General features: G+C 38.0%; 26 protein-coding genes and 1 pseudogene. 7 read left to right on the forward strand and 20 right to left on the reverse strand.

Annotated elements, in window-relative coordinates:
• Window positions 1-609: 609 nt before the first annotated feature.
• The 11 genes from M3183_RS20135 to M3183_RS20185 form a co-directional block, all read right to left on the reverse strand.
• Window positions 610-762 (reverse strand): hypothetical protein, encoded by a 153-nt coding sequence (locus M3183_RS20135; RefSeq protein WP_251472459.1) that lies wholly within the window; start codon window positions 760-762, stop codon window positions 610-612.
• 388 nt (window positions 763-1,150) lie between these two features.
• A complete protein-coding gene (locus M3183_RS20140; protein WP_251472460.1) occupies window positions 1,151-1,486 on the reverse strand; it encodes a bh protein in 336 nt (111 codons plus the stop codon).
• Window positions 1,487-1,748: 262 nt separating this feature from the next.
• Complete coding sequence (locus M3183_RS20145; RefSeq protein WP_251472461.1) at window positions 1,749-2,018, reverse strand: phosphocarrier protein HPr; 270 nt, start codon at window positions 2,016-2,018, stop codon at window positions 1,749-1,751.
• 76 nt (window positions 2,019-2,094) lie between these two features.
• Entirely contained in the window at window positions 2,095-4,113 is a 2,019-nt protein-coding gene (gene tkt, locus M3183_RS20150) for a transketolase (protein WP_251472463.1), read from the reverse strand.
• A 47-nt stretch (window positions 4,114-4,160) separates the two neighbouring features.
• The gene (gene rpe / locus M3183_RS20155) at window positions 4,161-4,838 is read right to left on the reverse strand and encodes a ribulose-phosphate 3-epimerase (protein ID WP_251472465.1); all 678 of its coding nucleotides are present in this window, start codon (window positions 4,836-4,838) and stop codon (window positions 4,161-4,163) included.
• 496 nt (window positions 4,839-5,334) lie between these two features.
• Complete coding sequence (locus M3183_RS20160) at window positions 5,335-6,375, reverse strand: zinc-binding dehydrogenase (protein WP_251472467.1); 1,041 nt, start codon at window positions 6,373-6,375, stop codon at window positions 5,335-5,337.
• 51 nt (window positions 6,376-6,426) lie between these two features.
• The gene (locus M3183_RS20165) at window positions 6,427-7,473 is read right to left on the reverse strand and encodes a galactitol-1-phosphate 5-dehydrogenase (RefSeq protein WP_251472524.1); all 1,047 of its coding nucleotides are present in this window, start codon (window positions 7,471-7,473) and stop codon (window positions 6,427-6,429) included.
• Between the two features lie 76 nt (window positions 7,474-7,549).
• Complete coding sequence (locus tag M3183_RS20170; protein WP_251472469.1) at window positions 7,550-8,821, reverse strand: PTS galactitol transporter subunit IIC; 1,272 nt, start codon at window positions 8,819-8,821, stop codon at window positions 7,550-7,552.
• Between the two features lie 97 nt (window positions 8,822-8,918).
• Window positions 8,919-9,197 carry a PTS sugar transporter subunit IIB gene (locus M3183_RS20175; RefSeq protein ID WP_251472471.1) on the reverse strand — a complete coding sequence of 93 codons (279 nt, stop codon included), beginning with the start codon at window positions 9,195-9,197 and terminating at the stop codon, window positions 8,919-8,921.
• Between the two features lie 128 nt (window positions 9,198-9,325).
• Complete coding sequence (locus M3183_RS20180; protein ID WP_251472473.1) at window positions 9,326-9,796, reverse strand: PTS sugar transporter subunit IIA; 471 nt, start codon at window positions 9,794-9,796, stop codon at window positions 9,326-9,328.
• A 22-nt stretch (window positions 9,797-9,818) separates the two neighbouring features.
• Window positions 9,819-11,873, reverse strand: a complete 2,055-nt coding sequence (locus M3183_RS20185) for a BglG family transcription antiterminator (protein ID WP_251472474.1) — start codon at window positions 11,871-11,873, stop codon at window positions 9,819-9,821.
• A 169-nt stretch (window positions 11,874-12,042) separates the two neighbouring features.
• Here M3183_RS20185 and M3183_RS20190 point away from each other — a divergent pair, with 169 nt between their 5' ends.
• Window positions 12,043-12,312, forward strand: a complete 270-nt coding sequence (locus tag M3183_RS20190; protein WP_251472475.1) for a hypothetical protein — start codon at window positions 12,043-12,045, stop codon at window positions 12,310-12,312.
• A 229-nt stretch (window positions 12,313-12,541) separates the two neighbouring features.
• Here M3183_RS20190 and M3183_RS20195 read toward each other — a convergent pair whose 3' ends face one another.
• The gene (locus M3183_RS20195) at window positions 12,542-12,967 is read right to left on the reverse strand and encodes a pyridoxamine 5'-phosphate oxidase family protein (RefSeq protein WP_396953744.1); all 426 of its coding nucleotides are present in this window, start codon (window positions 12,965-12,967) and stop codon (window positions 12,542-12,544) included.
• 188 nt (window positions 12,968-13,155) lie between these two features.
• On the opposite strand from M3183_RS20195, the gene M3183_RS20200 reads away from it, so the two are divergent.
• Together M3183_RS20200 and M3183_RS20205 are read left to right on the forward strand one after the other, a co-directional pair.
• A complete protein-coding gene (locus tag M3183_RS20200; RefSeq protein ID WP_251472477.1) occupies window positions 13,156-13,332 on the forward strand; it encodes an asparagine synthase in 177 nt (58 codons plus the stop codon).
• A gap of 86 nt (window positions 13,333-13,418) precedes the next feature.
• A complete protein-coding gene (locus M3183_RS20205; protein ID WP_251472478.1) occupies window positions 13,419-13,712 on the forward strand; it encodes a DUF378 domain-containing protein in 294 nt (97 codons plus the stop codon).
• A gap of 95 nt (window positions 13,713-13,807) precedes the next feature.
• On the opposite strand, the gene M3183_RS20210 is transcribed toward M3183_RS20205, so the two are convergent.
• From M3183_RS20210 to M3183_RS20230, 5 genes and pseudogenes are all read right to left on the reverse strand, one after another.
• Window positions 13,808-14,698 carry a Cof-type HAD-IIB family hydrolase gene (locus M3183_RS20210; RefSeq protein WP_251472479.1) on the reverse strand — a complete coding sequence of 297 codons (891 nt, stop codon included), beginning with the start codon at window positions 14,696-14,698 and terminating at the stop codon, window positions 13,808-13,810.
• Window positions 14,698-15,477: a DeoR/GlpR family DNA-binding transcription regulator gene (locus tag M3183_RS20215; protein WP_251472480.1), complete on the reverse strand. Its 780-nt coding sequence runs from the start codon at window positions 15,475-15,477 to the stop codon at window positions 14,698-14,700. Before M3183_RS20215 ends, M3183_RS20210 begins: the two co-directional genes overlap by 1 nt.
• A gap of 435 nt (window positions 15,478-15,912) precedes the next feature.
• Window positions 15,913-16,026 (reverse strand): annotated as a pseudogene (locus M3183_RS20220) (glutaminase); the annotation flags it as partial.
• Between the two features lie 84 nt (window positions 16,027-16,110).
• Window positions 16,111-17,382 carry a sensor histidine kinase gene (locus M3183_RS20225; protein WP_251472482.1) on the reverse strand — a complete coding sequence of 424 codons (1,272 nt, stop codon included), beginning with the start codon at window positions 17,380-17,382 and terminating at the stop codon, window positions 16,111-16,113.
• Between the two features lies 1 nt (window position 17,383).
• A complete protein-coding gene (locus M3183_RS20230) occupies window positions 17,384-18,061 on the reverse strand; it encodes a response regulator transcription factor (protein WP_311315390.1) in 678 nt (225 codons plus the stop codon).
• A gap of 228 nt (window positions 18,062-18,289) precedes the next feature.
• On the opposite strand from M3183_RS20230, the gene M3183_RS20235 reads away from it, so the two are divergent.
• Genes M3183_RS20235 through M3183_RS20245 form a run of 3 tightly spaced genes read left to right on the forward strand, consistent with a single transcriptional unit; the run spans window position 18,290 to window position 20,479 of the window.
• Window positions 18,290-18,745 carry an FMN-binding protein gene (locus M3183_RS20235; RefSeq protein ID WP_251472484.1) on the forward strand — a complete coding sequence of 152 codons (456 nt, stop codon included), beginning with the start codon at window positions 18,290-18,292 and terminating at the stop codon, window positions 18,743-18,745.
• 8 nt (window positions 18,746-18,753) lie between these two features.
• Window positions 18,754-19,668, forward strand: a complete 915-nt coding sequence (locus M3183_RS20240) for an FAD:protein FMN transferase (protein WP_251472486.1) — start codon at window positions 18,754-18,756, stop codon at window positions 19,666-19,668.
• Window positions 19,646-20,479 (forward strand): RnfABCDGE type electron transport complex subunit D, encoded by an 834-nt coding sequence (locus M3183_RS20245; protein WP_251472487.1) that lies wholly within the window; start codon window positions 19,646-19,648, stop codon window positions 20,477-20,479. Before M3183_RS20240 ends, M3183_RS20245 begins: the two co-directional genes overlap by 23 nt.
• A 151-nt stretch (window positions 20,480-20,630) precedes the next feature.
• On the opposite strand, the gene M3183_RS20250 is transcribed toward M3183_RS20245, so the two are convergent.
• From M3183_RS20250 to M3183_RS20260, 3 genes are all read right to left on the reverse strand, one after another.
• Window positions 20,631-21,428 (reverse strand): fumarylacetoacetate hydrolase family protein, encoded by a 798-nt coding sequence (locus M3183_RS20250; RefSeq protein WP_251472488.1) that lies wholly within the window; start codon window positions 21,426-21,428, stop codon window positions 20,631-20,633.
• A gap of 323 nt (window positions 21,429-21,751) precedes the next feature.
• Complete coding sequence (locus M3183_RS20255; RefSeq protein WP_251472489.1) at window positions 21,752-23,083, reverse strand: MFS transporter; 1,332 nt, start codon at window positions 23,081-23,083, stop codon at window positions 21,752-21,754.
• Between the two features lie 232 nt (window positions 23,084-23,315).
• Window positions 23,316-24,509 (reverse strand): iron-containing alcohol dehydrogenase, encoded by a 1,194-nt coding sequence (locus M3183_RS20260; RefSeq protein WP_251472490.1) that lies wholly within the window; start codon window positions 24,507-24,509, stop codon window positions 23,316-23,318.
• 172 nt (window positions 24,510-24,681) lie between these two features.
• Between M3183_RS20260 and M3183_RS20265 the strand changes: the two genes are divergently transcribed.
• Entirely contained in the window at window positions 24,682-26,154 is a 1,473-nt protein-coding gene (locus tag M3183_RS20265; RefSeq protein WP_251472491.1) for a sigma-54 interaction domain-containing protein, read from the forward strand.
• The last annotated feature ends 113 nt before the right edge of the window (window positions 26,155-26,267 follow it).

Below are 26,267 nucleotides of genomic sequence, written 5' to 3' on the forward strand. Positions count from 1 at the left end.
ATATTTAGGTTAAACTGTACTTGAGTCATTTTATTCCTCTTTTCATTGTTTATCGTGGTTGAAAACAGTGTTGCCAGGAATGAATAAAATGACTCATTTTTTTTTACACAATTATACGGACTTTATCCTATGAAAGACAAATCCCTTCAGAAAATCTGAATTTTGTCCTTCATCCGGGTGATGAAAGACAAATCCCTTCGGTAAATCTGAATTCTGTCCTTCATCCGGGTTATGAAAGACTACTTCCTTCAGAAAATCTGACTTCTGTCCTTCATCGAGGCTATGAAAGACAAATTCCTTCAGAAAGTCTGGATTCTGTCCTTCATCGGGGTGATGAAAGACAAATCCCTTCGGTAAATTTGAATTCTGTCCTTCATCGGGGTGATGAAAGACAAATTCCTTCGGTAAATCTGAATTCTGTCCTTCATCGAGACTATGAAAGACTACTTCCTTCAGAAAGTCTGGATTCTGTCCTTCATCGGGGTGATGAAAGACAAATCCCTTCAGAAAATCTGAATTTTGTCCTTCATCGGGGTGATGAAAGACTACTTCCTTCAGAAAATCTGACTTCTGTCCTTCATCGAGGCTATGAAAGACAAATCCCTTCGGTCAATCTGAATTCTGTCTTTCATCGGGGTGATGAAAGACTACTTCCTTCGGTAAATCTGAATTCTGTCCTTCATCCGGGTGATGAAAGACTACTTCCTTCAGAAAATCTGACTTCTGTCCTTCATCCGGGTTATGAAAGACAAATTCCTTCAAAAAATCCGAATTCTGTCCTTCATCCGGGTTATGAAAGACTACTTCCTCCAGAAAATCTGAATTCTGTCTTTCATTGATTCACCCGGGTTCAGTCGCCGCCAATACCAAATGTGATGTAACCTTAGAATTATAACTTGCGAGTTAACCAGCGATTTTAACGGTGATTTATTGGTTTCCCCCAATAAGTGTTCAGACTCCTCCGTTGTCTATTGTTAAATGAGCAAAAAAAATAACCTCCCCCTCAGGTAAGGTTATTTAGTCATATTTCAGCACAGGCCACGACCTTGATAGGACTTGGCGCTCCGTTTTTTATCTTAAAATCTTTGATATCGGTTTCAATTTCCATTAATCTGAATCCCTTTGATGCTGCCAATCTTCAGGACCTAACCTATTTTTCAGCCTTCATTTTCTTCAAGGCATTTTTCGTTTCACTTACGTAATTTTTCAACCGGTATGGTTTGGATAGGACCCGCTTTGGCAGCTGGCCTAGAAAGTGGGTGGAACCTTCTTTATATTCTTTGGTTAATCTTGTTGGCTTAGAGGTGACTCTTTTATAAACCTCTTTATACAACTCTCTCATTGGATTCATTTCTGAGACAATTTTATGGTGACAGTTCGTACATTCAATACTATAGATTTTGTTATTTAAATATTCTACTTGATGCAGCGTTTTGTCATGGCAACGGGAGCAATAAAGAGCTGCGTCTAACTCTGAAAATTTCATATTGCACCTCTCCTTTTTAAGTTATCCATCTTACAGATTGAAATATCACCATGTTTTTATTATACGTCAATTTGTCACAAATTTTAAGTTAATGGTGTGCTAATTAAAAGGTTCTGTAAAAATGTGTATCATCATTCATTTAGAAAATGTGCCCCCCCAAAAAACAGGTTAGATCGGCTTTTAAAGCTGTACTTGCCGGCTTATAAAAAAGGAGCAGCATATTAGAAGAAAAATACATTCTTCCAGCATACTGCTCATAAACTTATTCGCTAATTAAATGGTTTTCTTTCATGGTTTGAGTCAGTTGCGCGATGACCGCATCTTCATCAGAACCAGTGGCTTTTACTGTCACTTCAGCGCCTTTTGCAACCCCTAATGACATAACACCCATAATGGATTTTAAGTTAACAGTTTTCCCTTTGTATTCAAGACTTACATCTGAAGAAAACTTTGTTGCTGTATTTACTAGAATGGTTGCCGGGCGTGCGTGAATTCCCGCCTCATCAATGATTGTATATACTTTTTCTGCCATGTTTGAATTGCTCCTTTAAGCATTTATTAATAATAAGTTACATTGTTATTTTACAAAAAGTTAAATGAAAAACAAATTACTTTATGTTTTCTGCTGACTGTTTAAATGTACGAACTACATTTTCTACAGTATATCCATATTCTTGCAGTAATTTATTAGCAGGTGCTGATGCGCCAAAATGATCAATGGTGATCTTTTCTCCATATTCGCCAATGTACTCTCTCCAGCCAAATGAAGATCCCAGCTCAATGGCAACGCGTGCCCGGACATTTCTTGGAATGACACTTTCCTTGTATTCCGCTGATTGTTGTTCAAAAAGATCCCAGCTTGGCATGCTGACAACCGAAACATGGAGGCCTTCTTTTTCAAGTTCAGCCTGAGCTTCAATCGCTAATGAAACCTCAGAACCTGTTGCTATTAATAGTCCCTCTGCTTCACCATTTGCAGGTGAAACCACATAGGCACCCTTCTTCACGCCTTCAAATACTTGGTCTTGGTCAACATCAAGAGTTGGTAAATCCTGTCTGGTTAAAACTAATGCTGTTGGGTGGTCTTGGCTTTCAAGTGCCAAACGCCATGCTGCTGCTGTTTCTTTTGCATCTGCAGGTCTAATCACAGAAATTCCCGGCATTGCACGTAAAGCTGCCAGCTGCTCAATTGGCTGATGGGTCGGACCATCTTCTCCTACAGCAATACTGTCATGTGTAAAGACATAAGTAACAGGTAATTTCATTAATGCTGCAAGACGAATCGCAGGGCGGACATAATCAGAGAATACAAAGAATGTTGCTCCAAATACTTTTACACCGCCATGAAGAGCCATACCATTCAATGCTGCTCCCATCGCAAATTCACGTACACCAAACCAAATATTCCGTGCTGCATAACCATCAAGGGCAAAATTCTTTTCTGAAGAAATCAATGTTTTATTAGAACCAGCAAGGTCTGCAGATCCGCCGACTAATTGTGGAAGAACTTTTGCTGCTGCATTGATCACTTTTCCGGATGAAGCCCTTGTAGCCATTTTTCCGCCAGATTCAAATGCTGGAAGATTCTCTTGCCAATTCTCAGGAAGTTTGCCGCTTATCGCACATTCCAGCTGGGCAGCTAGTTCTGGATAGGCTGCTTTGTAAGCATTGAACAGTTCATTCCAGGCCTGTTCTTTCTCTTGTCCGGCAGCTGCAAAATGGTTAAAATGAGCTTTTACCTCTTCAGGTACGAAGAATGGTTCTTCTGTTTCCCATTCATAAGAAGCTTTTACTAATTTCACTTCCTCCGCTCCAAGCGGTGCGCCGTGACAAGCTGAAGAACCGGATTTGTTCGGTGAACCGAAACCGATGGTTGTCTTCACCTCAATAAGTGTTGGTCTTTCCGTTTCTGCTTTTGCCTCTGCAATTGCTTTTTGAACGGCTTCAATATCATTTCCATCTTCTACGCGGATGACTTGCCAGCCATATGCTTTAAATCTATTTTCTACACTTTCAGAGAAAGATAGATGTAAATCACCATCTAATGAGATGTCATTAGAATCATATAATACAACAAGGCGGCCAAGCTTTAGATGGCCTGCAAGGGAAGCTGCTTCAGCAGATACACCTTCCATTAAGTCTCCATCACCGCAAAGACTGAATGTATAGTGATCAATGACATTAAAATCATCTTTATTGTATGTTTCTGCAAGATGGCGTTCAGCCATTGCCATACCTACGGCCATGGCGATTCCCTGGCCTAATGGACCTGTTGTTGCATCTACTCCAGCCGTATGGCCAAATTCAGGATGACCTGGTGTTTTACTTCCCCACTGGCGGAAATTCTTTAAATCCTCAATCGATACATCATATCCGAATAAATGTAAAAGGCTGTATAAAAGTGCTGAACCATGACCAGCAGATAATACAAAACGATCACGATTAACCCATTTTGGATTTACAGGATTATGATTCATTTCTTTTGCCCATAAGGCATAGGCCATAGGAGCTGCCCCCATCGTGATACCTGGGTGTCCTGAGTTTGCCTTTTCAATCGAATCAATGGATAAAGTTCTAATGGTGTTAATAGCTAACTGTTCAATATCTTGTTTTGTTTGTACTAACATGTTAAACACTTCCTTACTTTCATTTTAAAAAAACAGCAAATCTATATTCAGCAAAACTCTTCGCTTTTAAATAGCTCTCTTAACTGCTGAACCTTCTCAGTATAAGTTCCTTCATTTTTATTAAAGAGGGCGGATGTCCCTAATACATAAACATTTGCTCCTCTTTCAAGCAATAAAGGAATGGTATGTTGATTAATATTGCCATCTACCTCTATTAAAGGGCGATGTTCCATTGTTTCCATCAATGCATTTAGTTCATCTAATTTATCCAATACCTTGTAATTAAACTTTTGTCCCGCAAAACCAGGATTCACGGTCATCATTAAGATCATTGGCACCATAGATATGTATGGCTTAATCATTTCAATCGGACTTTGGGGACTTAAAGCTAAGACAGGTTCAATCCCATATTCCTTAATCTTATTGATATCTCTTACCACATCGTTGCTTGCTTCGACATGAAAGGAGATATACTTTGGGTGAATGGGTGCAAAGAGATCAATATAGTTAGATGGATTTTCTGTTGCTAAATGAATATCTAATGGAATATTGGCAGACTCTTTAATTTGCTCCAGCACATAGGGCCCCATTGCTAAATTATTCACAAATACTCCATCCATCACATCACAATGAAGCAATTCAACATTTGCTTTTTCTAAATCCCTAAGTTCCTTTTCTAATTTCAACTGATCAGCACACATAATAGAAGCTGCAATGGTTTGCACTGTATCACACCTTCTTGAGTTAGTTACGCTATTGACTTTTTAGCAAAAAATTTTAACTTTATTTAATTTCGCAGGAGAATCAACTTTTTTAATTAGGTCGTTGATTTGCGCTCCAGGCACAGGCGGTTCGCGTGCGGTACGGGGAGCCTCCTCGGCGCTTTGGCGCCTGTGGGGTCTCCCCTGTTCCGTACTCCTGCAGGACACTGAAAAACATCCCTGAATCTACCCACGCACGAAGAAAATGCGTTAGCATTTACGAGAAGTCTTCGTGCCTGCCGCTCCAATCAACTTGGTTAAAAAATAAACTATTTACCTTTAACACAGACTTAACTTCCAACCTTCACAAATATAATACTACCACCACTATTACATCATTTGGCTACGTTTCCATCCCATATCATGTATGCCTGATTGTCCTGTACTGTGATGTGGTCTAAACAACAGCAAAAACCCGCTGTGATATGTACAGCGGGCCTCTGCTTATTCATGATAAGTATTAGATTTCGTTAGATTGAACCATCACTTTGATTTCATTTCCAGCCATAACAGCTTCGAATCCAGATCTCCATTCATCTAATGGTACAATTTTAGTTACCATTTTTTCGACATCAATTTTTTGGTTCTTTAACAGATCTAAAGCGATTACCCAAGAACTTGGTTTTTGAGAACGGCTTCCAACATAGCTAATTTCACGTTGAATAATAGCTTCTTGGTTTTGTGGGTTTAATTTTTCTGCGAAAAGACCTACTTGAACGAAAGTTCCTTTTTTCCTTACAAGCGGCAGACCTTGGTTTAGTGCAGGTACAGCCCCGGAACAATCAAATACTTTATTTGCTCCATAACCATTTGTATGTTTTAAGACAATTTCTTCAAGGTTTTCTTGAAGGCTGTCCACAATGACATCAACACCTAGTGATTTTGCTAATTGCAGGCGCGGCATATCTTTCGTAATCCCTGAAAGAATAACAAATGCTCCTTGAGCTTTCACTACTTGTGCTAACAATAAGCCAATTGGTCCAGGTCCAAAGATTAAGACTTTATCATCTTTACTAATGGTCGTTTTTTCTAATGCTGCATGGACACAACATGCAAGCGGTTCTGTCAGTGCAGCGCCTTTTAGGGTGATTTCCTCAGGTAATACATGGACACTTTCTTCTCTAGAAATCACATATTCTGCGAAACTGCCATTTGCTTGTGTACCTAAGCCTTTACGGTTTGAACATAGATTATAATCTTTTTCTTTACAATAATCACATTCGCCGCATGTTGTAAAAGTGGTTTGACTTGTTACACGGTCTCCGACTTTTACATTCTTGACATCTTTACCAACCTCTACAACAACACCTGAAAATTCATGTCCTAGAACAACCGGCAATGTAGGATTACCGTATTCTCCTTTAAAAGTATGGATATCAGAACCACAAATTCCAGTATAAGCAACCTTGATTTTCACTTTGTCATCATATGCCTCTGGTTCAGGAATATCAACAAGTGACATATTATCATAACCAACTTCATGTTTCATAACTGCTTTCATTTTCAGTTTCCTCCTCTATTATTCTTCTATTACTCTGTTATTACGCTTCTATTATTCTTTGTTTGGCAGGATCATCACTTTACCGTAAGGCTCTTCACGATTAATCATCAGGTTAAATGCCTTTTGTGTATCACAAAGATCAAAACGATGTGAAATTAAATCTTTCACGTTGATTTTCCCTTGATTTAGGAAGTCAATGCTATTTGTCCATTCTTTACCAGGGAATGGGGCAGAATAAGAATTCCAGAAACCTTTTAATGTAAGTTCTCTTCTAAAAATATTTTCAAATGCTTTTTCAGATAAATGGACATCTTTATAGGCAATACCTAAATAGCCCACTTTTCCTTTTTTAGCGGTAACAAGCAGGCATTGTTCTTGCGTAATATTTGAGCCTGCACATTCGATGGCAATATCGACTCCTCGTCCATTGGTATACTCATTAATCTTTTCAAATAAATCTTCTTTAAGTGAATTAATGGTCTTGTCACAGCCTCTTTCCATCGCTTCTTGTAACTTTTCATCAGAGATATCAATGGCAATAATTTCTTTGACACCGGCAACTTTCAACCATTCAACGACTAACATACCGATGGTGCCCATTCCAAAAACAGCTACGACATCGCCAATATTTGGCTCAATACCCATCACACCATGAGCAGCAACTGCAAGCGGTTCAACCATGGCAGCCTGTTCAAAATCCATATCACCGATTGGCAGAACATTTCTTTCTTTTACATTGACAAATTCAGCAAATGCACCAAAAGATTTGGATCCAATCATTCCATGATTTTCACATAAGGAAAACTCGCCTTTTAGGCAATATTCACATTCATAACATGGCTCGAACGGAATACCAAGAACTCTGTCACCAATTTCAAATTTTGTTACATCTTTCCCTTTCTCAACCACTACTCCTGAGAACTCATGACCCATGATGGCTGGCAGATCATATTTCCACTTTGAAACCATCTTATGAGTATCAGAACCGCAAATCCCGGCTGCCATGACTTTAATTCTTACTTCATCTTCTTTTAACGGCTTTATTTCAATATCTTCATATATAATATTGTTAATTGAATGTAATACAGCAGCTTTCATTTTCAATTTATTCTCCTCCTTCAAAAACATAAGACAAAAGGCAATGTGCCAATTGTCTTATGGGGTAAAACTCGTATTAAAATATGGCATGCATTGCTTGAGAGAACTTCAAGATTAACCAGTTCAATAAGTTACCGCCAAGGTCTAAGCTTGATAATTGTGTTGCACCATCAGGAGCTGTGAATTGAGCACCTTGCATCATGAGTGTATGAACAGGAGCAAAGTTTGTTGCCATATAAAGTGATAAGGCTACCATTACTGTTCCTGCAAGGACAGAGTGAATAATATTTCCTCTTAAGAATGCAACCACGAATGCAATATAGAATGGAATGGTTGCCAAGTCACCAAATGGTAATACTTTGTTTCCTGGTAAAATAACGGCTAAGAATAATGTAATTGGTACTAAAATAAGTGCTGTTGCCATTACAGATGGATGACCAACAGATAATGCTGCATCCAAACCAATATAGATGTCACGGTCACCATAACGTTTTTGTAAGAAAGTACGTGCTGCTTCAGAAATTGGAATTAAACCTTCCATTAAAATTTTAACCATACGAGGCATTAGAAGCATAACGGCTGCCATTGAAATACCGATTTTCGCTACTCCGCCAGCATCATATCCTGCCAGCAATCCAATGACTACACCTAGAATTAAGCCCATCATCATTGGTTCACCGAAGATACCAAAACGTTTTTGAATAGATTCTGGGTCAGCGTGTAATTTATTGATACCAGGGATTTTTGTAATGAGCCAGCCAACTAAAATCCCGATTGGACCGAATGCTGCAGTTGAACCAGTTGGAAGTGAAATCCCTTCAAGTCCAAAGTATTTTTGAATCAATGGAGCGGTCCAGTCTGCAATTTTTAATACAATGATTTCATAAATAACGGCACATAGAATAGCAATCCACCAGCTGCCAGTTACAACATATCCAGTAGCACCTGCAGCAATGAAGTGCCAGTAGTTCCAAATATCAATATCTAATGTTTTTGTTCCTTTAAGCAATAACAGAATAACGTTCACAACTAAACAGATAGGAATTAAGATTGCGGCAACCGGCGATGCCCAAGATGCTGCAGCTGCTGCAGGCCATCCTGCATCCATAACGGTTAGATGTAATCCAAACCGTTCAACCATTTGCTGTGCTGCCGGTCCTAAGTTATCAACTAAAACTCCAATGACTAAGTTAACACCAACGAAACCAATACCGATTGTAATACCTGATTTAAATGAATTTTTAAACCCTGTACCAAAAAGTAAACCGATAACCAAAATAGCAATTGGCAAAATAACTGTTGGGCCTAAATTTAATACGTATTGAATGCCAGATAATAAACTGTCCATATTGGGACCTCCGTACATAATGAATTATCTTGAAAAAAGATGTAGTCATGATCTGCACCCATTGATACAGACCATGATTTTTTTGATTTTTTAATGATTACTTAAGAGCATCAAGAATTTTCTTATCTAATGACTCCATTGCAATACCAGTAATATAAGAAGTTGCAATAATTGCTGGAATCTCATAAGTTGTTGGCAGAATAGTGGTAGAAATGATTAAATCTGCACCTTTTTGTTTTGCTTTTACTTCTGCAATTTTACATTGGATGACTTCAGCATCTACATTATTGTCTTTTACTAATTTTTCCACACGGTTACATACTACTGTTGAAGTTGCGATACCTGCTCCACATGCTACTAAAATTCTTTTTTTCATTTTTTTCTCCTCCAAATATCATCATAGTTTTTTTGTTTACTATTTTATTAAGCATAAATTTTCCCAAAAAGCGGAATAAGATTATTGATTATTAATTACCAGTGTTTCCTTCTATCACCCCCTTAAAATTAAACCGAAGCCTCAATTTGTTTAAAGATGGAATGAACCTCTTCACTATTGGTTGCGGCTAGTAGTTTTTCAATATTACTAGTGTCTTGCATGATCGCCATTAACTGCTGTAATGTTTCAATTTGTTGATGCGGCTGATTTAAGCCCAGCATGAAGATTACGCTTACATCTGTTTCCTGACTAGCATCATCCATTAAATGGAACTTTACAGGATTCTCTAATGTCACTACAGCAATGAACTGTTCCTTAACATATTGCGGATCTGTATGGGGAATCGCAACACTAAATTTATTGAGATTTAATCCAGTTGGAAATACAGACTCTCTTTCTTTAATCTTGGTTAAAAATAATTCGTCAACCATTCCTTTGCTAAAAGCTTCTTTATACATCACTTCAAAAAGATCATTTTGATCTTTACATGATAAATTCAGTTTAATTAAATCATCATTTAGAAATTGTTCTATCGACATTAAAAACACCCCTATTCAATTGTTACCGTGAAAATTTATTGATTGTCTCAAAAATATCTTCTTGACTATCTGTTGAAATCATTTTTTTAATGGTCTCGTCAGTACTTGCTAATTTCATAAGTTGTAATAATGCATTTAAATGTTGATTTTTATCAACCGCAGCAATGACAACAATCAGATGAAGTTTTCTACCATCCTCAAGAGTGAGTCCTTCATTCATCTTTAACAGACTCATTCCAACTGCATTCACTCCATCTTCTGGACCAGCATGCGGGATTGCGATATTTCGTCCAAGAACAATATGTGGAGAAACGGAAGGATATAAGTCTTTCACCACTTCAATATACTGTTCTGTAATAATTCCTTTTGTTAAAAGAGGCTGAGCTGCCAGCTCAATAGCATGGTGCCAGCTGTCTACATGATTTTCTATCGTAATCGTTTGCAAATTTATCAAGTCTGAAAGGTTATATCCAGTTGTTCTTTTTTCCTCATTACTGGATATTTGGAATGTAAAATATTCTTGTAAATCTTTTTCTAATGCCTGCATTTCTTGAATTTTGGCATGTTTTTCAATAATCATAATTAGTTGATCGATATTTATGACATTTGAATTCAAGCCAAATATTTCCTTCATTACACGCTGACGCAGCTGCAGCTTTTCAAAATCGGTCATTAATCCCTTTACGATAAATAACTTTTTATCCGTATGAATCGGAACGGGTGAAAAGATGATATCAGCGTCAATGTCTAATGCTTGGAATTCACGGATTGAAAAGGCATCATAAAAGTAAAATTCAGGAAATAAGTCTCTTAATGTATTTTCCATTAAGTTTGAAATGGATACACCATTAAGACAAACCACTGCAGCCCTCTTTTTCATATGAATCGTTTTACCGCTATTAATGAGATACCCGCTGATAAGAATCGTGATAAACGAAATCTCTTCTTCCGGTATAGGGCAATTAATATAATCTTCAAGTGGTTTGATAGAGTCTTTGACAATATAGTGAATCGCATCAAATTCGTCGCTGACTTTTTCTATCATTTTATAGTTCGTTGTTAAATGATATTTGATTCGATAGTAGGCAGGCTTCATGTGCAGCATCAGTTTATCAAGGAATTCCTCTTTATCCTTTAACTCCACAATTGCCTTTCTTTCGAACACATTTAGACATTCGCTAAGGGCCTGTCTTAGCTGCGGCAGTTCTTGATCTGTTAATAATTGTGAAGTTAAAACGTTTGCAGTTAAGAGCTGTAAAGTAATAAACAAACGTTCTGCTTTTGGCACACTTCCTAAATCATTAATCAGTATTTCTGCAGCTTCGAACTCTTTAGTGTCTGATAACTCTTCATAATTAATATGATAGAAGTCATCAATCACTTCGCCTTTTCTGATTCTTCTGTAAAGAATAGCAATTGTATATTGCAGCAACCGCATTCTTTCATCACTAAACTTTAATTGTAGTTTTGCTTCAACCTTCTCCATTAATTGTTGAAGGTGTTCAATTTCAGTGGTGGATATATCAAGTGATTTTTGCAAATACCATTCACTGTCATAGATTTTAAAAGATTCCAGCAGCAATTCAATTAAAAGCTTTCTTTTATTCCACTCGCTTCCGGATAATTCGTATCCGTGAATTCTAGAGTAGACAATCTCGAGCTTGTAATCCTCGATGATCATCTGAGCATATTTAATATCTCGAAGTACTGTATTTTTGCTTACGTCCAACGCAAAGGCAAAATGATTAAGTGATAGTTCTTCTGAGCTGCTTAGCAGCATTAAGATAATATATTTTGCTCTTTCCTTTTCTGATGGAATGTAGCTGCTTTTTTTGGTTTGCTGTGTTGCACTATCAGTAAATAAATCAATAATGATTGGACTGACAATAAATTTTCCAGTGCTTGTTCGTTTGATCTTTGGATAATTATTTGATTCCAGCCAATCATTTATTTTTTTAATGCTGTAACTTACCTGTCTTCGTGAAAGTTGGAACTTTTCTTCTAATGTAAAATTAGAAATTTCGGGGTTACCAAGAATCTCTTTTAATAATTTATTGCTTCTTTCATCTAGGTACATAAGTTGATTCCCCCTTACAAGAATTATTTTATCAGATAATGTCGAAAGTTGAATTCGTTTTCATTGCCAAGTATTGTTTGTGAATTGTCTCACATGATGATTATATCCTTTAAACCCTTATTACTATTGACTTTTTCATGTAAAGTTCATAACACCACGCACCTAAAAAATGCAGGAATATGAAATAATCCCGCAAAATTCATCTAGTATGAAGGAAGCTGTATTGGATAAAGTGATGGACGTTGACGTAAAACAGTGCATTTTTTATTATATGGCCGTAAACGGAGGCCGTACAATCTTAAGCACTGCGGGGTTTATTCTAAACCAATACACCCATACATTACTGCAAAACACGCCGTTACTTTTACTGGTTCAATCAAAACAACTGCATGTACCACGTACAAGATTGCATCGTTACATGCAGCGGCATCAGGTTTAACAAAACATAAATATCGAAGATGGCGCAGGAAATTCCTTTTCTAACATTCCAATTAAGCGTACTGTTAATCCTGGAAAATCACTGAACTGTTCGTATTCCTTTCTTCTCATGCTTCACAGCTTATGGTTGGCTGACAAGTTTCTCATTAAATTAGAGTTACAAAAGAGCGCATCCCTTTTTGCGGAAATGCGCTCGAATAAAGTATAAGTGTGTAAAAACTATCTACCCATTAGTGTTTTAGCGAGAATTCTTGCGGCGGTTCACCATTTAGATTTAAGATACGGACGGTTTCAGGCTGTATTTCAAGAAATACGTAGTTTGGATCGTTAGGCCCATCAAACCAATTACTAAACGATTCTTCCCAGAATTTATCTTTCAACGATTGTGTATCATTCATAGAGGAAGTGCCTAAAATTTCAACGAAAGCATCATTTTGTCCCTTTTCCTCATATCCAAGCAATACCGATACATATGGATTGTTTTCAATTTCATCCACCTTTTCTGTGTCCCTTTTAGTCGGTGTATATAATGTCATACCCTCATTGAAAAATGTCATATAACGTGAATGGGGCTTATTGTTTTCAACCGATGCCAGGGTGCCTGTCTTGTGATTAGAGATAATAGTAACAACCTTTTCTTCTAACTCTTGATTCATCATTGATTTTCCCCCTCGTATAGATTAGTTCTTTTTATTTTTCACTAACATAAGACAAATAAACCGTAAAAATTCACCTTTCATATTTCAATCATTTCATTGAGGATGAACACATATCTTTCGAATGAAACCGGCTTCTAATACAAAAGATAAGAGTGAATCTTAGCAGGTTACGGAGGGGTGTTTTTATGGTTAATGTACGCGAAGGATTAATCCCTGCAGTACTTGGATCAGCTGTCACGACCACTGGAGTGGCATTACGGAACAATAGAAACATGAAACCGTTGATCACGGGTTCGATTATTGGTTTCGGATTGGCTCATATTGTATTAGGGGCCATCGATTTAGTCGAGCACCGGCGCTAATGGTTCACGGGGAAGGGTTTTGTCCTTCCCTTTTAGCACTTTATTATTTAGAATCCACATAAAAAGATAAAGGAGGTGTTTTATTGATGGGGATCCTACAACGAATCGCCTTAGTTTTAACGATAATTGGGGCTATTAACTGGGGACTGATTGGTTTCTTTCAATTCGATTTAGTTGCAGCCATTTTTGGCGGACAAAATGCCTTTTTATCAAGGGTCGTTTATGGACTCGTTGGTATTAGCGGACTAGCTTGTATACCGCTTTTGTTTGCACAAATAAATGATACTGTCCAGGACGGGAATCGGCAAAATCCAAGAAACCTTCGTTACTCCACAGAATTTGGTGAGGAAACGGATTTATCAAAATTAAAGGATGATTAGCATTTAATCATTCAAACTAAATCCCTTAAAAAAGGGTACGAGCCATGCACATGCATGGCTTTAATGTTTCTTTGACAAATCTAGTATAAAAATGACTAATAAGTGTGAGAAAAACCCCCGCTGATTGATTTCCTGTTGTTTAAAATCGTATGAATAAAATGAGCTACACCATCTTCTTCATTCGATAGCGTGACCATATCACTTTTTTCCTTTATGGTATCATCCGCATTTCCCATCGCTGCACCGAATCCTGCCGCCTCGATCATGGAAAGATCATTATAATTATCTCCCACAGCAGCCGTATCAGCTAAATCAATTTGAAGATGATCAGCTAATATTTTTAATGCATTTCCTTTTGATGCTTTACTGTGCTGTAAATGGAAGTTATGTGTTCCGGATTTTACAATTGTGATATCAGGGACTTCTGTAAATTGCCCCCAGCCCTTCAGCAGTTTATCTTCTAAAAAGGACATGGCTAAAATATTATAAATTTCAATCTCATCATCTAGTAAATCCTTATAGGAAGGGATGGTTTTGTATCCCATTTGTTCTTGTTGTATTTTCATTCCCAGCCGCATTCGTTCTGTATCTTTCTGCTGTCTTGCAGCTTCCTCGATTTCCAGCAGCATCGTCTTCCTGCCAAACGCTGGAGTTAAAATATGATTTTGTACAAATGCTTCATAATAAATAGATTCTTCCTCAAGGGTACGTAACATATCGATTGCCAATTCCTTTTTTAAAGGAACGGAGTGGAAAAACCCGCCATTTGGTTTATGAATCGTGGCCCCATTTGTCCCGATAATCCATGGATGAATATCTAATTCCTCGAAAAACGATTGTGCATCAAAATTAGCACGTCCTGTCGCAACCACTATTTCAATCCCTGAATCCTTTGCAGCATTGATTGCATCTATATTTTTTTGGCTGATATATTCTCCATTTCTTAATAAAGTGCCATCTAAATCCAATGCAATTAATTTTACCATTATTCATCCTCCTCCTCGTCCTGCTCAATCGTGAGTAATTCTACATGATATGAGTTCAATATATCTCGAAATGATTTCGGCGGAATTTGATCCGTAATAAAGATATCCACATTAGACAGGTCCGCAAACTGATAAAAACCTGTTTTTCCAAGCTTGGTATGGTCAGCAAGTACAATGACCTGTTTCGCTTGTTCAATCATTTTCTTTTTCACAATTCCTTCTTCTTCATAACCGTCTGTAATGCCCTGTTCAGAGATACCGGTTATTCCAATAAAGGCTTTGTTTACATAGTAATTAGAAAGCTTATCAAGGACATCTATTCCATATAAGAATTGGTGCTCTTTATGCAGTTTTCCCCCGAGTAACTGAATATCGATCTTTGGTTTAGAAGATAAAATGTTTGCAATATTAATGGAGTTGGTAATGACCGTACAATCGATTGGATCCATCTGCTCGGCACATGCTTGAACCGTTGTAGTAGCGTCAAATATTACTTTGTCCCCGGGATAAATAAGTGAAGCTGCTTTTTTACCAATCGCTTTCTTCTCTTCGGAAACTTGCTTCAATCTATTGGTATAGTTTAATATTTCTTGATTGACGGCCGGTAAAATGGCACCGCCGCGTGTTCGAACAATTAATCTTTGTTCTTCCAGCTTTACAAGGTCCCTTCTGGCAGTATCCCTTGAGACATTGAAAAGAGAACAAATCTGTTCGATGGAAATACGCTCATGTCTTTTTAAATATCCAACAATTTCAACTAGTCGTTCCTCTTGGTACAAATGTCCCCCGCCTCTCCTCAAGATTACTTAAGTACTTATAAGTCATTATATATCATTTTTAAGTAAATGCAATTATATTACATACATTTACTTATTTAATTCATTTTCTTTACAGAAGAAATGCACATTCGCCTTCGGAACAAGCACAGCCTGTTCCTGCGGTGTAGATTCGCTTAGAAGCTTTCTTTAGTGTCTGTCCCGACAAGCTTATGACTTCACCCTCAAGATTGCCTGCCCTCCGGAAAGGAACGTCTTAAGACCTCGAGGGACTAAGTGCTGGAGCTGAATTCAGATATCTAGTTCGTGATTTCTACCGAAAAATTCCCTTTAATTTTTCCTGGATAATATGAAAAACCGGGCAAAAACAGCCCGGTCCCTTTTGGTTTGGAGAATATCCGCTCATTTGTCCTTTATTTCCCTATACTCCTTTTGAATTTACCATCCAAAAATATGTGGATCACATTCTCTTGCTATATGTTTTAACAGCATCTTTCCTTCAGCACTATTGCCGCATTCATCGATTACCGGACTATAAATCCCAATCCCGAACCCATTTGGAAATGGGGATTTGTCACTGCTGGCATGCGCTGGAACAGCTGCTTATTTTTTATCCCTCTCCCGAAAACTATGAGTTTAGCTATGCCGTTTGTTAAGAGGAACATGCATTATTATCTGAGTCCCCATTCCCATTTCACTCGTTGCGCGGATTTTTCCTCCATGTAATTCAATAATCCACTTGGCAATGGAAAGACCAAGACCTGTACCTTCATATTTTCTAGTCCTGGCTTTATCTCCTCGATAAAAACGATCAAAAATCAAAGGTAAGTCTTCTTTAGAAATACCTTCCCCTGAATCAGAAATGACAATGTGAGCATTCGACCCTTTTACATTGCACTGAACCGTAATTTGTCCATTTTTGGTGGTATATTTCAATGCGTTATCTAAAATAATCATAAATAATTGATAAAGTCTTTCCTTATCTCCTTGAATTTCCACTGGACTCTGGATATTCGCAATTAGGTTTATACCTTTTACCTTGGCCAATTCCGAAAGGTCTTGAACCGCCTTATTTAATAAGGTATCTAATTGAACTTTACTAAAGATCATCTCCAGCTGATTGGAATCAGAGCGTGCCAACGTAAGGAGCTCGGAAATCATTTTCGTCATATACTTAATTTCACTAATAGATTGTGAGATATTTTCGCTTTCTTCTTCAATACTGCTTTTAGGGTGCCGAAACAAACGTTCCAAATTCAGCTTCATTACGGCAAGAGGCGTACGTAATTCATGTGAGGCGTCTGCAACAAACTGAGATTGTTTGTTCCATGCCAATTTTATTGGCACTAATGCTCTATTGGCTAAAAAGAATCCTGCTAGAATGGCTACAATAACGCTTATTACACTTCCAAATTCAATAAACACTAAAAGATGCTCCAGCATTTCCCTTTCACGTTTCAAATTATAAATTAATTGTATTCTTTCTACATATTTTATATTGCCATTTGTACTGACCGAATGATGAATGGGAATGTTGATCGTTCGATAATGGAAACTTCCCATATGAACTGTACTCGGCGACTTTGAATTTTTCTCTTCTAATAGTTTATCTTCAACCTTTTTAGAAATAATATGTTTAGGGATTTCAGCCTGAAGGATATTGTTTTTTCCCCAAAAAAGGAAAATCGTCCGATGATCATCTTCATTTTCTTCTGGCTTTATAAATTCAGACATATCCCCTTTGTACTCTCGGATAATATGCGATTTCGCATGTTGCAATGTTTCATCTACCTGACTATTTAAACGATATTCCATATAAAAATAAAGGAATGTTCCAAAACTGCCTAATATGATTAAGAGGACAATGGAATTTAATAATACTAATCGCTGCCTTGTCTTTTCAAACATTTTATTCCTCCGTAAGCATATAGCCTACACCTCGAATGGTACGAATACTATCACCATATCCAAAGGGTGCTAATTTTTTTCGTAAATAGTGGATATACACATCAACAATCGACTCTCCCGCATCAGATTCAATCCCCCAAATGCGATCATAAATTTGGTCACGCATAAGGATTTTTTCCTGATTTTGTATTAAATAATAAAGTAATTCATATTCCTTTTTGGTTAACTTTAACGAATTCTTCCCAATCGAACATTGCATTGAATTGGTATCCAAAACAATTTCACCATAGAATATTTTTCCCTCAAGGCCTATTTTCCCCGCACGTCTAAGGACGGATCTTACTCTTGCTAAAAATTCCTCAGTAGCAAAAGGCTTTACTAAATAATCATCTGCTCCTACATCTAAACCCTTTACTTTATCGGCCACACTATCTTTTGCCGTTAAAATGAGGGTTGGAACATTCATCCCCTTCACATGCAGCTCTTTAATAAGTGAAATTCCATCCAATCCTGGCAGCATGAGGTCAATAATAAGTAAATCGTACATCCCAGATTGGGACATGAATAAGCCTTCCTTTCCATCTATAGATTGATCCACTTCGTACCCTTCTTCTTCTAATATCGTTGATACGATTTTTCGAAGAGCAGAATCATCTTCTATGACTAAAACACGCATCATTTCACCTTGTTCCTTATTCTAAAATTTGTAAAAACTAATTTTAACTATATATTTTATCAAAGAAATATTTAATTTTTCTTAAAAACTTGCTTGTTTTTATACCTTTCCACAAAGAAATCAGCAATTTTATTGAAAAATATCTCTATCTTTCTAAGAGAATTTTAAGATTGCCTCATTATACTAATGTTAATCATTAAAAACCATAAAGAAAATATGGGAGGGCTTTTTATGGCTAAATTGGATAGAAAGTGGGTTGTTTTGTGTTCAGCGGCGGTTACAGCCGTTTATGCCGCCGGTTATTTTTCTACGGAAGATGAAGCAGCGAAAACAACTTTGAGACAACAACCCCCTATCAATATTCAAACACAAGCAGACCAAACAAGTTTGTCTGAATCAAAAAATCAGTCCAAAAAATCATTATATAAAAATGGTACCTTTACGGGCATGGGAGAAAACAGACGCGGCTCGATTGAAGTCGCAGTAACCATACAAAATGATAAAATTACGGATGTTGAAATTAGTGATTTTGCTATGCATTATTCTGAAAGTGATGTCGTTGGGCTGCCTGATGAGGTTTTACAAAATCAAAATGCCCAAGTCACGAATGTTTCAGGGGCAACATACAGTACCGAAGCATTTCAAGATGCAGTTCAAGCTGCACTCGACCAAGCACTAAATATTTAGGAGAAAATATGAAAAAAGCGAAATTATTTATGGATACAGTTGTTGAAATACAGGTAGTGATAAATGGAACAGCATCCAAAGAGGCGGCTGAAACAAAAGTGGACCGTGCTTTTGAAGCATTCCGGAAAGTAGAACATGCCTGCAGCCGATTTAGTCCTGACAGTGAATTAATGACTGCCTGCCGAAACATGGAAAAGCCGGTACCAATCAGCCCTTTTTTATTTGAACCTCTGAAGTTCGCATTGGAAATGGCCAAATGGACAGAGGGTGAATTTGATCCAGCCATTGGAAAGGTCATGGAGGAGCAGGGGTATAATCGACATTATTTAACCGGTACGTCCATAGAAACGCCTTCTGCCGATTCCACCGCTGCATATAGGGATATTATTTTAGATGAACAAGACCATACATTATATTTAAACAAGCCTCTTGTGATTGATTTAGGTGCGGTTGCTAAAGGGTTTGCCATTGATTTAGCTGCTAAGGAACTAAGAGAATTTGAAAGTTTTATCATTAATGCAGGAGGCGATCTGTTTGCCGCCGGAATGGATAGGAATGGACGCCCCTGGAAAGTAGGCATTCAACACCCCATAAAAAAAGATCAAATTATTGATTGTATAGAAATTTCAAATGAAGCAGTTTGTACCTCTGGGAGTTATGAACGTAGAAATGCCAAAATGCCCGGGATGCATCATATCATCAGTCCAAAAACGGGATATTCACCTAATGATTGTGTCAGTTCCACCATTATTGCGCCTTTTGCCATGCTGGCGGATGCCTTTTCGACAACTGCCTTTTTGTTTGGCCATGAAAAAGGAAAGAAATTAATCGAAAGCGTTGGCCTAAGTGGACTTTTCATTACATCTGATTTACAAATCGTTAAAGTTGGAGGAATACAAAATGACAGCAAAGAAATGGCTTAAAACACCAAAAGGGTATGTGACCATTGCGATGATTTTTTACCTGTTAATTGCCTCATTCGTGTCTAAAGATATAGCAGGTATTCAAAATGCTTTTGTGGCTGTTTTCGTTTCAGTCATTGTGGACATTCTTTGTCGTATAGTAAAAAAAAGAAAATGGAGCATGCCAGACAGTGCCATTATTACAGGGTTCATTATCTCCTTAATCTTAAGTACAACATCATCTGTAGGAGTCGTTGCAGGAACAGCAGTTATGGCCATTTTATCCAAGTATCTTCTGGTTTATAAGAAAAAGCCAATCTTTAATCCAGCAGCCATTGGTTTGCTTTTATCTATCCTTTTCTTCCATTCCGCCCAAAGCTGGTGGGGGGCATTTGGAGATCTTCCCGCCTGGACCATAGCGTTTCTTTTAATTGGAGGATACACCATCACCAACCGGGTAAATAAGTTCCCTCAGCTTTTTGCATTTTTAGGTGTCTCTTTTTTACTATTGCTCCTTATCGGTTATTTCAATATTGGGGATGAAGTGGATGCCCTCCGTCCACCTTTTATCAATGCTACTCTTTTCTTTGGCTTTTTTATGCTTACAGATCCGCCTACATCGCCGGGAAAAGATAAAGATCAAGTTATATTCGGTATCCTAACGGCGGTGGCGGGAACGATCATTTATGGACTTTTTGGAGGATTGACTTATTTGTATCTCGGGTTAGTTTTCGGGAATGTTTATTCTTTTCTCAAAAAACGCTCAGCTTCAAAGGCATCCATGAACCGTTCAGATGTAAAAAAGAATAGAAGCTTGCTAACTGATAGATAAAATGCAACGGAATCAGCGGAAATTCTAGAAAACATATAAACAAAAACGGTGAATCTGCCAACAAGTCCCCAGACCCGGCCTTCCGGTTATCAATAAAAAAAGGCATACTATACCATTAGTGTATACTATGCCTTTTAAACTCAAGCTGCATTTATTTTACATAATTGCTTAGTCTGCCAATCTTCTCTACTTCTACTTCCACCCTATCTCCTGATTTCATCGGGCAGCTTCCTGACGGGGAACCAGTGGCCAGGACATCTCCCGGCTCCAGTGTCATGACCTGTGAAATCCAGCTGATCAGGTATGGAATGGAAAGGGACATCTGATTCGTGTTGCCCTCTTGCACTACTTCTCCATTTAATCTGGTCACAATCTGCAAATTGGTTGGGTCAATACCGGTCACGATACACGGCCCCAGCGGACCAAAGGTGTCAAACCCTTTTCCTCTGGTGAACTGGGGATCCTTTTTTGTCAGGTCCCTGGCTGTTACATCATTAAATATCGTACAGCCAAAAACATAATCCAATGCCTCTTCTTCCCTTACATTTTTGGCCTGTTTTCCAATAATGAGTGCGACTTCCCCCTCCATCTCGACCTGATCGGTTAAATCACTTGGGGGAAGGATAATATTCCCCTGATCTGGAATGATGGATGATGTGGGTTTTAAAAATAGAAATGGTTCTTTGAGATGGGCCTTTCCCCCGGTCTCAATTGCGTGTCCGGCATAGGTCCAGCCAAAGTTAATAAGTTTGGAAGGTACGACCGGCTCCAAAATCTTCACATCGCTGTATTTTATTCTGACACCATCAAAGTTCAATTCATGATTGACAATTTCAGAAAAATCGCTGGACAATTGTAAAATGTCATCATCCTCGACCATTCCATAAGAGACCTTACCATTTTGTGTTTGATAGCGAACTATAGTTTGTGTTTTTTGAAGCACCTGCATAACCACCTAAACTCCTTCATTTACTTAATGAATCTTACCTGGTTGCTGATTTGTTCGTATTGTTCTTCTTTTTTTCCAAACGATCTGTCAATTTCTTTCATTATATAGAATAGCATGAGAAATTTTTCCGAAATGTAATGGCTTATAAAATCTAGGATTGCTAGACTGCCTATATAGGAAATCTTTTTGTACATAAAAACTTGTGCCCATAATAGCAGGACGAAGACTAGTGTACAGGATGTATGAATAATTTACAATAATATGGGCATGGAAATAATAAAAATGCTGACTTCCACGTGGGAAATCAGCATTTTTATTATTTCCTATGATTGAATAGTTGCAATATCCGATTCTGCATTATTTATATTTTTTAAGCTCTTTTTACGTTTGTAAATCCAAAGTGCGGACAATGCACTGACAATACCGGAGAATACAACATATAAAGTAAGTAAAGTCGGGGATCCATTATTATATTTTAGCAGTGCTGTAGCAATAATTGGGGTCATCCCGCTTGCAAATATTCCAGAGAATTGATAAACAAATGACATTCCTGTATATCTTACCCTTGTTTCAAATAATTCAGCGAATAAGGCGGCCTCCGGACCATAGACCGCAGCATAGAATATGCCAAAAGGAATAATGATTGATAACCAAATAACTGCATCATTACCGCCGCTGATGGACATCAGCCAAAAAGCCGGTACCGCTGAGATGCCGGTAATAATACTGCCGATTCCGTAGGTTTTTGTTCTGCCGACACGATCGGAAATATGTCCAAATAAAGGAATGAAGAAACACATCACAAAAGCGGCTGCGGATACCCCTAATAATGCAGTAGTACGAGAAATTTCAAGACTGGTAGTCAAGTAAGTAATGGAGAAGACTCCCATGATGTTAAAGAAAACGCCGTCGATATACCTTGCGCCCATTCCAGCGATAATGTTGCCGGTATGCCCGCGCCACATTTCTTTGAAAGGTACTTTTGATTCCGTATTTTGAGTTTTTACCTTTTGGAATTCTGGTGATTCAGATACTTTTAACCGGATCCATAAACCAACAAATATCATAATAGCACTGAGACCAAAGGCAACCCGCCATCCCCAGTTCATAAATTGGCTGTCAGTCAATGTAGAAGATAGAAGACCGACAACACCTGAAGATAATAAAAGACCGATAGATAATCCAATTTGCGGGAAGCTCGCATACAATCCGCGTTTTGTTTTTGGGGCATGTTCAAATGTCATAAGCACCGCACCGCCCCACTCGCCGCCTAAACCAATTCCTTGAATAATCCGCATCAGAAGTAAAGTGAGCGGCGCCCATATTCCAATTTGCTCATAGGTTGGAATAACGGCAATTAAAGTGGTGCTGGCCCCCATAATGGTCAGCGTGATAATCAGCATGCTCTTTCGGCCGATTTTATCTCCAAAGTGGCCGAAAATAATTCCTCCTAAAGGACGCGAGACAAATCCAACTGCAAAGGTAACATAGGCAAGTAATGTGGAGACAAGAGGGTCATGTGCAGGAAAATATAATTTGTTAAGGACAATCCCTGCAACCACCCCATATAGAAAGAAATCATACCATTCAATCGTTGAACCAATTAAACTTGAACCCACTACCCGCCTCAACATACCTTTATCTGTGTTAGCCATAAATTACCTCCTAATTTTTTTTACTAAAAATGTTTTGGTACCTGGGTTTTTTACTAGATGGAGATTTATGATGTTATTACTCTTGATAGATAGAAAAATGAAAGTGCCAATTTAGATTGGGAGAGTGCAAAATTCTGCAGCAGTATTGAAAAAAATAGTAACATCATTTCGGGGAATCAGGCAATACCAGGGTAATCGCCTAATTCCTTCAAAATGAACTCTTTTAATAGTCTTATTGCAAACTATGGTTTAATGACGAAACAGACAGTCTTTCAGCTAACAGGTTAAAAATTACGGCAATATCATGATCTTTTGGAACTTTTCTGTTTGTTAGTATTCCGTTACCAGATAATGCATCCGTAACAAGTGTCGGAATCGCCTCCATCAGCTGTTCTGGATTTATAAACTTCTTCCCATCTTCCCAAATTCTGAACTGATTATTAAATTCTTCAATAATTTCAATACTCCTTTTTGCCAATTCATCCTTGTTCAATGACGGATCTTCTCCTAACGCAATACTTACATCGGCATAGCGTTCTTTTGCGGATTCAAGCCCAAACTTCATAACAAAAGGCAGTAAAAGGGCAATACTTAGACCATGCGGTATATGAAAACGAGCTCCCAATGGACGGCCGGCAGCATGAACAAGATTAGTAGACGCATTTGTAAAGGCAATTCCCGCATAACAGCTTCCTAGGATCATATCCTTCCGTGATTCAACATCTGATCCGTTTTGATATACTTTTGGCAATGCTCTTCCCACAATCCGAATGGCCTCAAGAGCAAAGAAATCTGTCATAGGTGTCGCACGGTTGGAAACATATGCTTCCATCGCATGAGTTAAGGCATCCATTCCAGTGTATGCTGTAAAATGGCTTGGAAGACTGACCGTTAATTCAGGGTCCAGAATGGCTGCATCCGGAATTAAATCGGGATGGCTTGGATTCATTTTAAAACTAGTCTCAGTCTCTGTAATCACCATAATGCTTGTGGCTTCCGATCCTGTACCCGCCGTGGTTGGAACAGCCAAAAGAGGAAATCTATTCAAACACGGTCTGCTGCGTATTTCATCCCACTTAATCTCGGGATCTTTCCCAAATAAGGAAACAGCCTTAGCGATATCAATGGCACTTCCGCCGCCGATGGCTATCACACAATCACCATTGAAGCTGTTTAATCTTTCTACGGCAGCTTTCACATGATCTGTTGTCGGCTCTCCAGCATAATCACTGAAAAAGGAAATATTTAAGTTTTCTTTCGCTAAAATACCTTCTACCCTTTTATCGAGATCAATCGGAGAGCTTGCCAAAAAGGAGTCCATGATAATAAAAACCCTATTTCCTTTATGTGCCTTTACAAATTCCCCTAACTTATTAATGATACCGCTTTCAATATAAATATGACGTGGCAGATTCAATACAGACATGTAATCACTCCTATTAAAATTTATGTAGTCCTCACTAGTAAACTATTGCAACTTTCGTGCCAAATGATATAGTTGATTAAATCCAAATATTCTGATAAAAATAAATGAAGACGGTGTATAATTATCACCACTTATGGTGTTTAAATGACAACTTAATGGGGGTGTCAAATCAATGAATCTTATAGAAAAGGATTTATTACAGGAAATTCTTCATCTACAGGAATCCAACGAACAACTTCGAACCATCATTAACTTTTCCTCCGACGGTCTTTATGTTGTCGATTCAAAAGGAATCACATTAGAAGTGAACAGAGCATATGAAAATATGACGGGGATTGCCCGTGAAGAAGTGATAGGAAAAGACATCCGTGATCTTGTATTTTCAGGGTATTTTGATAGATCTGCCTCCTATATGGCATTACAATCAAAACAAACGGTAACGATCATGCAAGAAATTAAAAAGAAAAAGTTCTTTGTGGTTACAGCTACACCAGTATTTCATACTGAAAAAAATCACGAAAAGAAAATTAAAATGGTTGTTACCAGTGTAAGAGATGTAACCTATTTAAATCATTTGCAAAAACAGCTCCAAAAAGCAGAACATGCCAACCTTCCTCTGGATCAGGAGCAAAAGCTTATATTTCCTAAGGATCCCACCATTGTTTTTCAAAGCACCAAAATGCGAAATTTATATGATAAGATCAAACAAATTTCTCCCTACCCTGCACCCGTTCTCATTACTGGACCATCGGGAACCGGAAAAGAAGTATTAGCCAATCTGATTCACCAAATGAGCGAAAGAAAAGGGAAATTTGTCAAAGTAAATTGCGCTGCCATCCCAGCCGAACTATTTGAATCTGAATTATTTGGCTATGCAAGCGGTTCTTTTACCGGCGCCAGAAGGGAAGGAAAGCCAGGATTATTCGAACAAGCCGACAATGGGACCATATTGTTAGATGAAATTGGAGAAATTCCTTTACCATTACAGACGAAACTGCTACGAGTTATACAGGATCAAATCGTTACCCGCGTGGGCGATGTTACATCCAAGAAACTATCCTTCCGATTAATTTGCTCTACGAATCAAGATTTAAAGCAGCTTGTTCATATGAAGAAATTCCGTGAAGACCTCTGGTATAGAATCAATGTTGTTCATTTACAAATTCCACCGCTATGTGAAAGAAAAGATGATATCGGGAGGCTTATTGAAACCTATACTCAAGCCTTTTGCCATCAATATCAAATAGAAAAAAGGATCTTACCGGAAACATTATCGATACTGGAAAACTATTCATGGCCTGGTAATGTTCGTGAACTTAAAAACGTCATAGAATTCCTTGTCATTTCTACACCACTACCGGAAATATCCCCCTATGACTTACCGGAACATATTAATAATTCTTGGGCTCTTGAATTACCAGAAGAAGATCATCCAGACGAAAACACTAAACTGATTCATGAAACGCCATCAACCGGGAATCTTAGCTTAAAGGAATCTATGAAACAATTTGAGACCAAGCTAATCGTAACCGCATTACAAAACTCCAAAAGCATACGCTTAGCCGCAGCACAGCTTGGCCTGGATCATGCTAATCTTATAAGAAAAATGAAACGGCTTGGCATTACCTATCATTCTAGAAGATAGAAGCTGGATTTTGAAAGATGAAACAGCTTAGCATTACCTATCATTCGAGTAGATAGAAGCTGGATTTGATAAGATAGGGGAATCTAAAGCACATGGAAAAACACGGCTCAATA

Source organism: Neobacillus mesonae, from assembly GCF_023715155.1.
GTDB classification, from domain to species: Bacteria; Bacillota; Bacilli; order Bacillales; family Cytobacillaceae; genus Neobacillus; species Neobacillus mesonae_A.